Genomic DNA, 12,867 nt, shown 5'->3' on the forward strand with positions numbered 1-12,867 from the left:
TGCGGCCTGTATAGCGCCCGGGGGATCACGCGGCCAGTGCCGTCCCTTCCAGTGCTGATTCCGATACGATCTGTCGCATTGAGCCATTTTTGATTGACCCGGAGTCCCGCCATGGTCGACCGCCTCGCCATCCTTCTTGAACGCTTCGCGGTCACGGCTTCGGTGTTCCATGCCGGCGCGCTGTGCGGCATCAACACGCTGGAGGGTGAGGATGAGGCGGGTCAGTTGCACCTGGTGCGGCGCGGGCCGCTGCAGGTCAGTCACGGGCAGCAGACCGTGCACGTCGAAGTGCCGAGCCTGCTGCTGTATCCGCGGCCGATGCCACATCGCTTCAGTACCGACCCGCAGCAGGGCGCCGACATGGCCTGCGCCAACCTGCATTTCGAGGGCGGACGGCTCAATCCGATCAGTGCTGCGCTGCCCGATTTCATCTGCTTGCCGCTGGCCGACCTGTATGGAGGCAACGCGGCGCTGGAACTGCTGTTCGAAGAGGCGTTCGAGCAGCGCTGCGGGCGGGCAGCGATGGTCAACCGGCTGTTCGAGGTGGTGATGATCCAAGTGCTGCGCCAGCTGATGGAAGGTGGCGAGATGCGCGGCGGCCTGTTCGCCGGGCTGGGTCATCCGCGGCTGCGGCTGGCATTGGTGGCGATGCATGAAGCGCCCGCACAGTCCTGGACCCTGGAAGACCTGGCCGAGGTCGCCGGCATGTCACGCAGCGTGTTCGCCGCCAGCTTCCGCGAGGCGATGGGCACCACGCCAGGCCAGTACCTGCAGGGGTGGCGGGTTGGGCTCGCGCAACAGGCGCTGCGGCAGGGGCGGCCGCTGAAACGGATCGCCGACGATGTGGGCTATGGCAGCGAAGCGGCCTTGTCGCGCGCGTTCAAGGCGCATACCGGGCAGTCGCCACGGGAATGGCGCGGGCAGGCGCGGGCCAGCGCGGCCTGATCGGTCAGCCCAGCACCAGCCGGGCCAGCTTCATGCCACCAAACAGACCGGCCAGGCCCAGCGCTACCGAGCCACCGGCATACAGTGCCGCCAGTCCATGCTGGCCACGCTGCAGCAGCAGGCCGATCTCCAGCGCGTAGGTGGAAAACGTGGTGTAGCCGCCGAGGATGCCGGTGGCCAGCAGCAGGCGCAGCTGCGGCGAGGCGCCATTGCGCATGGCGAAGATCTCGACCACCACGCCCATCAGCAGCGCACCGCTGATGTTGATCAGGAAGGTCGACCAGGGCCAGGGACTGCCGACCGCCACCCGCGCGCCGATCAGGTTGCAGGCGTGGCGCAGGCAGGCGCCGATGCCGCCGCCGACGAAGACCAGGAAATAATTGTTCAATGCTTGCATGGCGTGCCTCGAATGCGGGTTCGCAGGGTCAATGGCGAACGCCGAGGGCAGGCACGACCTGCCGTCGACGAACACCGGGTTCGTCCTGGCAGGAGCCATCAGCCTTCTCAGGCGGTTATCGGGGGAGCCCCATCCCCATCGCGGTCCATGCTATCAGCGGCGGTGCATTCACGTCATCGAGGTCGTCAGAACGCGAGCCACCTTGCTGCGGCTGAAGCCATCCATCAGCAGTTCGAACGCGAGCAGATCCAGCGCCGCATGGCGGCGGTGGTCGATCTCCAGCCCGTTCTCGGCCACCAGATGGCTGACCAGCTCGTAGGCGTCCTGCCAGACATCCAGATGGGCCTGGCTGGGGATGTAGGCACTGCCGGGCTCACCGACGCCGAGCCCGCTGACCCCGTACAGCAGCTCGCGGGCGTCCAGCTTGGCCGCATCTGCGATGCGGAACAGCTGTTCGGCTTTCACGTGCGAGGCGCTCACGTGATCGTTGAGCCAGTTGCTGATGGTTGCTGTCGTTGATTTGGCGGCGCGTGCCAGATCGGCCGGGCGTGGGTGCCCGGCTTTCTTCATGGCTGCCGCGAGTCGTTGGCCGAGAGTATTCATCTATGCAAGCCAGCTTAACGCGTGGATTGCGAAGAAGCCTTGTCGCAAGAATCAGTCTGGTTAACAGAAGGACCGACCGTGACCGAATTCTGGAGCAAGCGGCAGGTGCGCACCCGGCTGGGATTCCGCACCGACGCCGAACTGGCACGCTTCTTTGGCATAAGCCGTTCCGCAGTGTCGCAATGGCCGAGGGACTTCCCGATTCCGGCCCTGCGGCAATACATCCTGCATCAGCGCTATCCGAACCTGTTCCCCACGACAGAAGCGTCGGCGGGCGAATCCATCTGACTTGCGCCGCCTTTTGTCGCATCTAGCGCGCTAAGCGCCTTTTGCTAAGTATGCTTAGCAAAATAGGTAAGATCGATCGATCTGAGAATCACAATCGGCGCCATCTACTGGAGGTGTCGGTCCCTGGGTCCCGCTTACTGTCGGCTTCACCCCATCCGGGGGGGCGGGGTCCCCGTATGTAGTTTCGTGAACGATTAATAATTTCAATCACGAAAGTCGCTGCATGTAATTGACCTGTCGTGAAATCTATGACTAATTGGAGTCAACCAAGCGTGAAGCCTGGGAGTCTTTCAGTAGCACGCAAGTGAGTCGGTAGACCGTCAACAATGCAGAACAAGTCCAACGGAGGTCGTATGGAATACGGCATGCATGGCTTGGCTGAACGGGTACGCCGCGAACTGGAAGCCAGTTACCACAAACACGGATGCGGTCCGGCGTTCTGGGATACCTACCAGCAGGTGCTGGACCGTCTGGTCCCGCAGGGGACCGAGCGTACCGAAGTCACCAACGAAATGGCGCTGATCATCGAACAGCTGGGCATCGTCCGGCGTGCGCAGCTTGTGCCGCCGCACGCCAACGGGGCGCGTTGATTCAGAGCAGGCGCCAGGCGCCGCAGGCAAGCAGCGCCAGCAACAAGGACAGCAGGGCCAGGGTCCGGGGTCGCCACAGGCGCTTCGGTTGTCCAGCCATCGCCTGCGGACTGCAGTAGCGCACCAGCCCCGGACCGAAACCGGCCCGGTGCTGTTGTTGTGCGCAGGCCTCCAGGCAGGCGCCGCAGGCCAGGCAATCGGCCTGCGGCCCCTGGCGGATGTCCAGCTGCATCGGGCAGGCGGTGACACAAGCAGCGCAGTCGATGCAGTCACCGAGGCGGTCGGCGCTGAAGGTCGGCATCGGTCCGGCCAGCAGCGGATGCGCGGCGCGGAATACGTAGTCCTGCGCAGTGGTCGGGTCGAGCAGGCCGCGGCCACGGCCCAGTACTCCGCCAAGCCCGGACGGACGTGGCCCGCGCGGCTCACCGCGACGGGCGTCGTACAGCATGCGCGGTGTGTGCGGATCGGTCAGCAGCGGCTGCATGCGTGCGAACGGGCACAGCGAACGGCAGACCTGCTCGCGCAGGAAACCGGCATTGCCCCAGGTCGCGGCTGCATAGAACAGCACCCAGAAGGTTTCCCAGCGGCTCCAGCCGGCGTGGGGCGCAGCGGTCACCAGTTCGGCGATGGGGCTGAACAGGCCGACGAAGGTGATCCCGGTCCACAGCGACAACAGCCCCCAGGCCAGCTGGGTGGCCGGGCGTACAGCAGGTGCAGGCAGCATGCGGGCCGCGCTGCGGGCGATCCCGTCGAAGGCGCGCCGCCACAGGGTCTGCGGGCAGGCATGGCCGCACCAGATGCGCCCGGCGAGGTGGGTAAGCAGCGCAAGGCCCACCGCCAGCACCGCCAGCAGTCCGATCAGCACGCCGGCGTCGCTGGGCCACAACGTCCAGCCAAACAGGTCGAATCGCCGCGCGTTGATGTCCAGCAACAGCGCCTGGCGACCCTCCCAGCGCAGCCACGGCAGTGCGTAGAACAGCGCCAGCAAGGCGGCGCTGAGCGTGCCGCGCCAGTGCCAGGGACGAGGGATCCGGGTGCAGGACGTACTCATCCCAGCGGCAGCTCGTCGTCGTCATCGCTCGGCATCGGCCGCTGCAGGTACCAGGTGACCGCGCTGGACAGTGCCGTCACCGACCAGAACATGAAGAATCCCGCCGTATAGCCCAGTTCGCGACTGATGGCCGTGCCCGGGAAACTGATGGCCTGCAGGCGCAACGGATCGACGAAGGCGAAGAACACCACGCTGGCAACGCCGGCGGCGATGAAGCTGGGCCAGAGGATGGCGCCCCACTGCTGGATCAGCCTCTGGCGGCGGTTGGGAGAAGGTCTGTTCATGCTGTCCCGGATCGAGAAGTGGGCGGCGCGTATACTTCGCCAAGGCTGGCGCGGCATCCGCAGGGCATGCTTCCTGCAAGCGTGCCAGCCTAGGTGCAGCGGACTGCGCCGACATTGATCTGGATCAACGGCGCTGCCGCCTGGGTGCGGCACACTGCCGGCACGCTTTGGGTACCCCGATGAACGCAACACCGCCGCCTGTCCTCCCCGTCGCCTCGCCCGGGTTGTGCACCGAGCAGGAAGTGACCCGCCTGGTTCACGATTTCTATGCCCGCGTGCGTGAGGAAGAACGGCTGGGACCGGTGTTCGAGGCGCACGTCCACGATTGGCCTGAGCATCTGGCGCAGCTGGTCGACTTCTGGTCGGCGATGCTGCGCGGTACCCGCCGCTTCAAGGGCTCGCCGATGTCCAAGCACATGGCCATCGAGCTGGACAAGGACCTGTTCGACCGCTGGCTGGTGCTGTTCCGGATCACCACTGCCGAATGCAACAACCCGCCGATGCAGGAACTGGCCGACGACGTGGCCGCGCGCATCGGTGACACCTTCTGGAAGCGCTACCAGATGCTGCGCTGGCCGCAGGTGGGCCTGCCGGTGCTGGGGATCCCCGGCAAGGATTGATCTGGGTCAAGGCGGCGCAGGCCGCCCGGCGCGATGCTGGCGGCATGGACACGTTCTCTCCCGCCGCCGGTGGCCTGGCCTGGACCTTCGACCCCGACCTTCTGCGCCGGCACGACCGGCCGGGCCCGCGCTACACCTCGTATCCGACCGCGCCGCATTTCCATGATGGCTTCGACGCGCCGGCGCTGCGCCAGGCGATCTCCGACAGCAACCAGCTGGCCCGCGCGCTGTCGCTGTATGTGCATGTGCCGTTCTGTTCCAGCCCCTGCTTCTACTGCGGCTGCAACCGGGTGATCACCCGCGATCGCGGTCGTGGCCACAGTTACGTCTCGCGCGTGCTGGCCGAGGCCGACCTGTTGGCGCCGCAGTTCGATGACGGCCGCGAGGTGATCCAGCTGCACCTGGGCGGTGGTACGCCGAACTTCCTCGATGCCGAGGCGATGACCACGCTGGTGGAAGGGTTGCGCCGGCGCTTCGATTTCAGTGATTCGCCGCAGCGCGATTTCTCGATCGAACTCGATCCGCGCTTCATCGACACCCGCGACGTCGCCATGCTGGCGCGGCTGGGCTTCAACCGGGCCAGCCTCGGCGTGCAGGATTTCGACCCGCAGGTGCAGGAATCGATCAACCGCATACAGGGTGTGCAGCAGACGCTGGACATCCTGCGCGCCTGCCGCGACAGCGGCATGCGTTCGGTCAACGTCGACCTGATCTATGGCCTGCCGGGGCAGAGCCTGGAAGGATTCGGCCGCACCCTCGAACGGGTGCTGGCGCTGCGCCCGGATCGCCTGGCGGTGTATGGCTACGCGCATCTGCCGCATCTGTTCCGCGCGCAGAAGCAGATCGACGAAAGCCGCTTGCCTTCGCCGGAAGACAAGCTGGCGCTGCTGGGCCTGGCGGTGGAGAAGCTCTCCGCGGCTGGCTACCAGTACATCGGCATGGATCACTTCGCACTGCCGGAAGAGGATCTGTCGCGCGCACAGCGCGCCGGCCAGCTGCATCGCAACTTCATGGGCTATACCACCCACGCCGATACTGATCTGCTTGGCCTGGGCGTGAGTGCGATCAGCCACATCGGTGCCACCTACAGCCAGAATCCGCGCGATCTGCCGTCGTGGGAGGATGCGGTGGACCAGGGCCAGCTGCCGGTCTGGCGCGGCGTGGCGTTGAGTGCCGACGACCAGCTGCGTGCGGAACTGATCCAGCAGCTGATGTGCCAGGGCGAGGTGGATGGCGTGCTGCTGGGGCAGCGTCACGGTGTGGATTTCGAGCAGTACTTCGCCGAGGACCTGCGTTCGGTGCAGCGGCTGCAGGAAGACGGCCTGGCCGAATACCGCGATGGCGTGGTGCGTGCCAGCGAACCTGGGCGGCCATTGCTGCGGTTGCTGGCGATGTGCTTCGACCCGTACCTGCGTGCCGCACATGAGCAACCGCGTTACTCGCGGGCGATCTGAAGGTAGCGTGTGCTGCGTTCGTGTGGTGCCCGGAGCCGGAATCGAACCGGCATGGGGTTGCCCCCGGCGGATTTTAAGTCCGATGCGTCTACCAGTTTCGCCATCCGGGCCTGCAGCGCGGCGCCGATTGTAGCCCACCTGCGGTGCCGCGACCGGATTGCATCACGGCGGCGGCGTGCTTAACTGTCGATCGCATTCATGTCATAGTCCCTGCCATCGTTCCCAGGGGGGGGAGCCACCTGATGTCGCTGCACGCGATTGCCTATGCCAGTGAGGCCCGCGCCGATCTGCAGACAACCGATCTTGACCGCCTGCTGGCCGACGCCACGGCATTCAATCGTGTAGCCGGTGTCACCGGTGTCCTGATGTTCGACGGAGCACGCTTCCTGCAGTATCTCGAGGGCCCGGAGGACGGCATCGATTCGGTGTTCCAGCGCATTCTCAACGCGCGCAGCCACGTGCAGCTGAAAGTGCTGTGCCGTGCACCCGTGGTGCAGCGCGCATTTCCGCGCTGGTCGATGGGCACGCGGCGGATCGAGCCGGAGCTGCTGGCGCAGATTGTCGATGCCGCGTGGCCCGGCTTCCTGCTTGGCAGTGGTGGATTCGAGCGCCTGCTGCAGGCCTGGACCGGCGCCGACGGTGAACTGGAACCGGCCGCGGTGGCGTTGGGGTCCTGAGCCCGCCTTGGCGGCAGGGCGCCGGGGCCGGTAGGCTGTAGCCTTTCTGGCGCAGGTTTTCCGGAGTGGTGCAGCAGATGAGTGTGTTGGCCGAAGCCATGGCAGCGTATGTGCGATCGCATCCGTTGCACGGGATGTGCCGATGAGTGCGCCGGTTGCGGCGGCCAGCGCCCCCCGGTTTGCGGTGATCGGCCTGGGTTATGTCGGCCTGCCTTTGGCGGTGGCGTTTGGCCGGCAGTGGCCGACGTTGGGCTTCGATATCGATGCCGGTCGCATCGCCGAGCTGCGCAGCGGCCAGGACCACACGCTGGAAATGGAAGCCGACGAGCTGGCCAGTGCGCAGCTGCTGCAGTTCGGCAGTGATCCGGCATTGCTTGATGCCTGCAATGTCTACATCGTCACCGTGCCGACCCCGATCGATGCATACGAGCAGCCCGACCTGGAGCCCCTGCGTTCGGCGACACGACTGATTGCCAGTCATCTTCGCGCCGGCGATCTGGTGATCTACGAGTCCACGGTGTACCCCGGCACCACCGAGGAAGTGTGCGTGCCGCTGCTGGAGCAGGGGTCGGGCCTGCGCTTCAACGAAGACTTCTATTGCGGCTACAGCCCGGAACGGGTCAGTCCCGGCGACCGCCAGCGGCGCCTGGCCGACATCCGCAAGATCACGTCCGGCTCGACACCGGAAGTCGCTGCGGTGATTGATGGTCTGTACCAGCGCATCATCGCCGCCGGTACGTTCCCGGCGCCTTCGATGCGCGTGGCTGAGGCGGCCAAGGTGGTCGAGAACATCCAGCGCGACGTCAACATTGCGCTGGTCAACGAGCTGGCCCTGATATTCGATCGGCTCGGCATCGATACCCAGGACGTGCTCGACGCCGCTGGCAGCAAGTGGAATTTCCTGCCGTTCCGGCCGGGGCTGGTCGGCGGTCACTGCATCGGCGTCGATCCGTATTACCTGCTGCACAAGTCCGAGAGCGTGGGCTACCACCCGGACCTGATCCACACCGCACGGCAGGTCAACAACCGCGTCGGCGAGCATGTGGCGGCGCGGGTGCTGGCGATGCTGGCCGAGCGTGGCCGTGCGCCGGCGGACGCACGCATCCTGGTGCTGGGCGTGACCTTCAAGGAGGATTGCCCGGACCTGCGCAACAGTCGCGCGCTGGAACTGGCGCAACGGCTGCGCGATGCCGGCGCGCAGGTAGAGGTCAGCGACCCGTGGGTCGGCCCGGCGGCATTGACCGGCGAGGGCCTGGATTGGCTGGCCGAGCCCGGGGCAGGGCGCTATGACGCAGTGGTGCTGGCGGTGGCCCACGCCCGTTTCAAGGCGATGGATGAATCCGCAATCCGGGGGCTGTTGGCGCCGGGTGGCCTGGTCTACGACGTGAAATCGGCCTGGCCGCGCAACGTGGTTGACGATCGCTTGTAAGCCCGGGCAGTGAACGGCGCGGTAGACTCGGGGGCAGTTGCAACCGAGGAAAGCCATGCACCGGTATATCGTCTACCTGCTCGCCATCCTGATGTTCCCGATATGCCTGTGGCTGGCCACGATCTGGCCGGCCTGGTATTGGGGCGTCGGCCTGACTGCCGCGATGGTGGCGCTGGGGACCTGGGATCTGCTGCAGAAGCGCAGCACGCTGCGCCGCAACTATCCGGTGATGGCGCACTTCCGCTACGGGCTGGAATCGATCGGCCCGGAGATCCGCCAGTACTTCGTGCAGAGCGACCTGGAAGACGTGCCGTTCTCGCGCCAGCAGCGGGCACTGATCTACCAGCGCGCCAAGAACGAGATGGACACGGTGCCGTTCGGCACTCTGCGCAGCACCTATGCGGTGGACTACGAGTGGATCAATCATTCGCTGGCACCGACCGCCATCGCCAAGCATGACTTCCGCGTGTTGATCGGCCCGAACTGTGCCAAGCCCTATTCGGCCAGCGTGTTCAACATCTCGGCGATGAGCTTCGGTTCACTGTCGGCCAATGCCATCCGCGCGCTGAACGAAGGCGCGCGCCAGGGCGGCTTCTATCACGACACCGGCGAGGGTTCGATCTCGCCCTACCACCGCGAGATGGGCGGTGACCTGGTATGGGAGATCGGCTCGGGCTACTTCGGTTGCCGTGACGAGAAGGGCGGTTTCAGCGAGGAGCGCTTTGTTGCCAATGCCACCCATGACCAGGTCAAGATGATCGAGATCAAGCTGTCGCAGGGCGCCAAGCCGGGCCACGGTGGCGTGCTGCCGGCGCCGAAGGTGACCGCCGAGATCTCGGTGACGCGTGGCGTGCCGATGGGGGTGGACTGTGTGTCGCCGTCGCGTCACTCGGCGTTCTCGACGCCGGTCGAGCTGCTGCAGTTCGTCGCCCGCCTGCGCGAGCTGTCCGGTGGCAAGCCGGTTGGTTTCAAGCTGGCCATTGGCCACCCGTGGGAGTGGTTCGGCATCGCCAAGGCGATGCAGGAAACCGGGTTGCTGCCGGATTTCATTGTGGTCGACGGCGCCGAGGGCGGCACCGGCGCAGCACCGGCGGAATTCGTCGACCATGTGGGTGTGCCGATGCACGAGGCGCTGCTGCTGGTGCACAACACCCTGGTCGGCCTCGATCTGCGCGATCGCATCCGCATCGGTGCGGCTGGCAAGATCACCAGTGCGTTCGACATCGCGCGGACCATCGCGCTGGGGGCTGACTGGTGCAATGCCGGCCGAGGCTTCATGTTCGCGCTGGGCTGCATCCAATCACTGAGCTGCCATACCGACAAGTGCCCGACCGGCATCGCGACCCAGGATCCCGCACGCTGGAAGCATCTGGATGCACCGGACAAGGCCACTCGTGTGTACAGCTACCACGAGCACACGCTGCATGCCTTGAAGGAACTGCTGTGTGCCGCGGGCCTGAACGACCCGGCTGAACTTGGGCCGGAGCACATCCTGCGTCGTGTTTCGCCGGTGGAGATCCGTTCGCTGGCCTCGCTGTACCGTTACCTGGAACCGGGCGAGCTGCTGCACAAGGTGCCCGACCATGCGGTGTTCCATGCGTTCTGGGCCGATGCACGCAGCGATTCCTTCCAGCCGCCGCCGAAGATCCAGGCACTGCGCGCCAGCAAGTCGCGATAACGTGTTGTGTTGTAGAGCCGAGCCCATGCTCGGCTGATCTTCGTTCCAACATCGCGATGCGTGATCGAGAAGCAGCCGAGCCTGGGCTCGGCTCTACAAGGAGATGTCATGCAGTTCAGGACCGGCACCATGGATGACGTGGCCATGTTGTGGGCGCTGCGCACGCGTTGCGTGCGCGAGACCTGCAGCAGCCATTACCCGCCCGAAGTCATTGCGCCCTGGTCTGCCTCGCCGCCACCGTCGCAGTACGCGCGGCTGTTGTCGCAGGGTGGCTGCGTAGTGGCCGAGGACGAGCAGGGCAGTCTGCTCGGCTTCGGCGTGTTTGATGCCGATGCCAATGAAGTCGACGCGTTGTTCGTCGATCCGGATCGTGGCGGCAAGGGCATCGGCCAGGCGCTGATGCAGTGCCTGCTGGCGATGGCCGATCCTGAGCGTGAGGTGGTGCTGTCAGCCTCGCTCAACGCCGTGCCGTTCTATCAGCGGCAGGGGTTCATCAGTGTGCGCGAAGAGGCCTACCCGCATCCCAGCGGCATGGCGCTGGCTTCGGTGAGCATGCGCCGGCCGTGGTGAGTGCTCGTTTTCTGCGTTCTGTAGAGCCGAGCCCACGCTCGGCTGCTTTTGATTCAAGCCGAGCGTGGGCTCGGCTCTACAGGTAGCGCAGCCGAGCATGGCTCGACACTACAAGGCCGGTTTCAGCGCCCGGCCAACCACCCGATCACGCCTTCCGCAGCACGCAGGCCACTGGCGTAGCACGCGGTCAGCAGGTAGCCACCCGTTGGTGCCTCCCAGTCCAGCATCTCGCCGGCACAGAACACGCCGGGCACTGCCCGCAGCATCAGGCCATCATCCAGCGCACCCAGGCGCACGCCACCGGCGGTGCTGATCACTTCGGCCATCGGCCGGGGACGCAGCAGGCGCAGCGGCAGGCGCTTGAGCGTAGCCGCCACGGCAGGCAGGTCGTTGCCCGCTTCTTTACCCAGAATCTCGAACACCAGTGCGGCTTTCACTGCATCCAGGCCGGCCTGGCGGCGCAGGTGCTCGCCGAAGCTGCGGCCCTTGCGCGGGCGTGACAGATCGGCCAGCACGCGCGTCTCGTCACGGCCCGGCACCAGGTCCAGCCACAGCATCGCGTGGCCATCGCGGTTGATGGTCTCACGCAGGTCCGCCGCCAACGCGTAGATCAGGCTGCCTTCGATGCCGTACTCGCTAGCCACGCATTCGCCCTGCAGCGACTGTGGCTGTCCGGCCAGGTCGATCCAGTGCGCGACCACCGGCTTCAATGGCGCGCCGGCATTGCGCTGGGCGAAGAATGGGGTCCAGCCCACGTCGAAACCGCAGTTGGCCGACTGCAGCGGTGCAATGTCCACGCCATGGGCCTGCAGTGGCGCGACCCAGGCGCCGTCGCTGCCCAGCTGCGGCCAGCTGCCGCCGCCCATGGCCAGCAGGGTGGCATCGGCATGTACTTCAACGGCGCCGTCTTCGGTTTCAAAGCGCAATGCGCCTTCATCACTCCAGCCGATCCAGCGGTGGTTGGCGTGCAGGCGCACACCCTGCTCCTTCAACCGACGCACCCAGCCGCGCAGCAGCGGCGCTGCCTTGCGGTCGACCGGGAACACGCGACCAGAGCTGCCCACGTAGGTCTCCACGCCGAAGCCGGCGGCCCAGTCACGCAGTGCCTGCGCGTCGAAGCCATCCAGCCAGCTGCCGACCACGGCAGCCTGCTCGCGGTAGCGGCTGTCGAACAGCGGGCGCGGATCGGAATGGGTCAGGTTGAGTCCGCCCTTGCCGGCGATCAGGAACTTGCGGCCGGGCGATCCCTTGGCCTCGTACAGGTCGACCTCCAGCCCAGCGGCGCGCAGGCGCTCGGCGGCGAACAGGCCGGCCGGGCCGCCGCCGATGACGGCGACCCGCTGGGGCAGTGCGGTATTACGGTTTGACATCGAGCAGCTCGACGTCGAACACCAGAGACGAGCCGGCCGGAATCGGGCCAACCCGGCGGTCGCCGTAGCCGTAGTCCGGTGGGATCATCAGCGTGCGCTTGCCGCCGACCTTCATGCCGGCCACGCCCTCATCCCAGCCGCGGATGACCTGGCCGGCGCCGAGTGCGAAGGTGAACGGCTCGCCACGGCTGACCGAGCTGTCGAAGGTCTTGCCGTGCTTGGTCTCGGTGCGGTTGTCATAGATCCAGCCGGTGTAGTGCACGGTGACCTTGTTGCCGGCAACGGCCTCGGTGCCGGTACCTGGGACGGTATCGATGCGCTCGAAGGTGGTCAGGGTGCCACCCGGCGGCGGGCCGGACGGTTCGGTCGAGCAGCCAACGGCGGCGAGGGACAGCAGCAGGGGAAGCAGCAGGCGGCGCATCGGGCGTCTCCGGAAGGGCGCAGGGCGAGGGCGGCAAGGGTAGCGCATCGGCGCCGGGTATCATGGGGGCATGGCAAAACTCCTGCTCAATCTGCGCAATGTCGGCGACGACGAATATGCCGATGTCTGCACGCTGCTCGACCAGCACGGCATCGCCTGGTATCGCACCGAACCCAGCCCCTGGGGCATTTCCAACGGCGGCCTGTGGCTGCGCGAGGACGCCGATCACCTGCGTGCGAAGGCGCTGATGGCGGAGTACCAGGCCGAACGCGGGCCGCGCATCCGTGCCGAGCGCGAGCAGGCGTTGCGCGAGGGCACGGCGGAGACCTTCGGCAGCCTGTTCCGGCGCCGACCGGGGTATGTGGTGCTGGTGCTGCTGGCGATGGCCGGTGCGGCGGCGCTGGTGCTGCTGCCGTTCGTGCTGTTGCGGGGGTAAGGGGTTTCGGCCGGGTTGCACCCGGCACCCGCAGACGCAACGGCAACGTCAAAG

Annotated in this window: 16 protein-coding genes, 1 tRNA gene and 1 riboswitch; of the genes, 10 read left to right on the forward strand and 7 right to left on the reverse strand. The window is 66.3% G+C overall.

Annotation, left to right across the window (positions count from 1 at the left end; genetic code table 11):
- Positions 1-111: 111 nt before the first annotated feature.
- Complete coding sequence (locus ARC63_RS14170; RefSeq protein WP_057503617.1) at positions 112-945, forward strand: AraC family transcriptional regulator; 834 nt, start codon at positions 112-114, stop codon at positions 943-945.
- Between the two features lie 4 nt (positions 946-949).
- Here ARC63_RS14170 and crcB read toward each other — a convergent pair whose 3' ends face one another.
- Positions 950-1,342, reverse strand: coding sequence for a fluoride efflux transporter CrcB (gene crcB, locus ARC63_RS14175; protein ID WP_057503618.1), 393 nt, complete (start codon positions 1,340-1,342; stop codon positions 950-952).
- Between the two features lie 82 nt (positions 1,343-1,424).
- Positions 1,425-1,488, reverse strand: a riboswitch (Fluoride riboswitch).
- Positions 1,489-1,510: 22 nt separating this feature from the next.
- A complete protein-coding gene (locus tag ARC63_RS14180) occupies positions 1,511-1,912 on the reverse strand; it encodes a transcriptional regulator (RefSeq protein ID WP_010486043.1) in 402 nt (133 codons plus the stop codon).
- Between the two features lie 111 nt (positions 1,913-2,023).
- On the opposite strand from ARC63_RS14180, the gene ARC63_RS14185 reads away from it, so the two are divergent.
- Together ARC63_RS14185 and ARC63_RS14190 are read left to right on the forward strand one after the other, a co-directional pair.
- Positions 2,024-2,233 carry a helix-turn-helix domain-containing protein gene (locus tag ARC63_RS14185; protein ID WP_010486042.1) on the forward strand — a complete coding sequence of 70 codons (210 nt, stop codon included), beginning with the start codon at positions 2,024-2,026 and terminating at the stop codon, positions 2,231-2,233.
- A 353-nt stretch (positions 2,234-2,586) separates the two neighbouring features.
- On the forward strand, positions 2,587-2,823 hold the full coding sequence (locus ARC63_RS14190) for a hypothetical protein (RefSeq protein ID WP_010486041.1): 237 nt from the start codon (positions 2,587-2,589) through the stop codon (positions 2,821-2,823).
- 1 nt (position 2,824) lies between these two features.
- Here the strand turns inward: ARC63_RS14190 and ARC63_RS14195 are convergent, their stop codons facing one another.
- Together ARC63_RS14195 and ARC63_RS14200 are read right to left on the reverse strand one after the other, a co-directional pair.
- Positions 2,825-3,874, reverse strand: coding sequence for a 4Fe-4S dicluster domain-containing protein (locus ARC63_RS14195; protein WP_057503619.1), 1,050 nt, complete (start codon positions 3,872-3,874; stop codon positions 2,825-2,827).
- Positions 3,871-4,158, reverse strand: a complete 288-nt coding sequence (locus ARC63_RS14200; RefSeq protein ID WP_010486039.1) for a hypothetical protein — start codon at positions 4,156-4,158, stop codon at positions 3,871-3,873. Before ARC63_RS14200 ends, ARC63_RS14195 begins: the two co-directional genes overlap by 4 nt.
- Before the next feature lie 179 nt (positions 4,159-4,337).
- Here ARC63_RS14200 and ARC63_RS14205 point away from each other — a divergent pair, with 179 nt between their 5' ends.
- A complete protein-coding gene (locus tag ARC63_RS14205; protein ID WP_057503620.1) occupies positions 4,338-4,778 on the forward strand; it encodes a group III truncated hemoglobin in 441 nt (146 codons plus the stop codon).
- Positions 4,779-4,822: 44 nt separating this feature from the next.
- Positions 4,823-6,232 carry an oxygen-independent coproporphyrinogen III oxidase gene (gene hemN, locus ARC63_RS14210; protein ID WP_049455351.1) on the forward strand — a complete coding sequence of 470 codons (1,410 nt, stop codon included), beginning with the start codon at positions 4,823-4,825 and terminating at the stop codon, positions 6,230-6,232.
- 23 nt (positions 6,233-6,255) lie between these two features.
- Here the strand turns inward: hemN and ARC63_RS14215 are convergent.
- A tRNA-Leu gene (locus tag ARC63_RS14215) sits at positions 6,256-6,342 on the reverse strand.
- Between the two features lie 132 nt (positions 6,343-6,474).
- Between ARC63_RS14215 and ARC63_RS14220 the strand changes: the two genes are divergently transcribed.
- From ARC63_RS14220 to ARC63_RS14235, 4 genes are all read left to right on the forward strand, one after another.
- On the forward strand, positions 6,475-6,909 hold the full coding sequence (locus tag ARC63_RS14220; RefSeq protein ID WP_010486035.1) for a BLUF domain-containing protein: 435 nt from the start codon (positions 6,475-6,477) through the stop codon (positions 6,907-6,909).
- 142 nt (positions 6,910-7,051) lie between these two features.
- Entirely contained in the window at positions 7,052-8,338 is a 1,287-nt protein-coding gene (locus tag ARC63_RS14225) for a nucleotide sugar dehydrogenase (protein ID WP_057503621.1), read from the forward strand.
- A 55-nt stretch (positions 8,339-8,393) separates the two neighbouring features.
- A complete protein-coding gene (locus tag ARC63_RS14230) occupies positions 8,394-10,016 on the forward strand; it encodes an FMN-binding glutamate synthase family protein (RefSeq protein WP_043402155.1) in 1,623 nt (540 codons plus the stop codon).
- Between the two features lie 108 nt (positions 10,017-10,124).
- Entirely contained in the window at positions 10,125-10,586 is a 462-nt protein-coding gene (locus ARC63_RS14235; protein ID WP_057503622.1) for a GNAT family N-acetyltransferase, read from the forward strand.
- 122 nt (positions 10,587-10,708) lie between these two features.
- Here ARC63_RS14235 and ARC63_RS14240 read toward each other — a convergent pair whose 3' ends face one another.
- On the reverse strand, positions 10,709-11,956 hold the full coding sequence (locus ARC63_RS14240; RefSeq protein ID WP_057503623.1) for a TIGR03862 family flavoprotein: 1,248 nt from the start codon (positions 11,954-11,956) through the stop codon (positions 10,709-10,711).
- Complete coding sequence (locus ARC63_RS14245; protein WP_004152813.1) at positions 11,943-12,377, reverse strand: FKBP-type peptidyl-prolyl cis-trans isomerase; 435 nt, start codon at positions 12,375-12,377, stop codon at positions 11,943-11,945. The genes ARC63_RS14240 and ARC63_RS14245 overlap by 14 nt, the downstream gene beginning before the upstream one ends.
- Before the next feature lie 70 nt (positions 12,378-12,447).
- On the opposite strand from ARC63_RS14245, the gene ARC63_RS14250 reads away from it, so the two are divergent.
- Entirely contained in the window at positions 12,448-12,813 is a 366-nt protein-coding gene (locus tag ARC63_RS14250; RefSeq protein ID WP_049413235.1) for a DUF6164 family protein, read from the forward strand.
- Positions 12,814-12,867: the final 54 nt, after the last annotated feature.

The organism is Stenotrophomonas geniculata ATCC 19374 = JCM 13324 (genome assembly GCF_001431625.1).
GTDB classification, from domain to species: domain Bacteria; phylum Pseudomonadota; class Gammaproteobacteria; order Xanthomonadales; family Xanthomonadaceae; genus Stenotrophomonas; species Stenotrophomonas geniculata.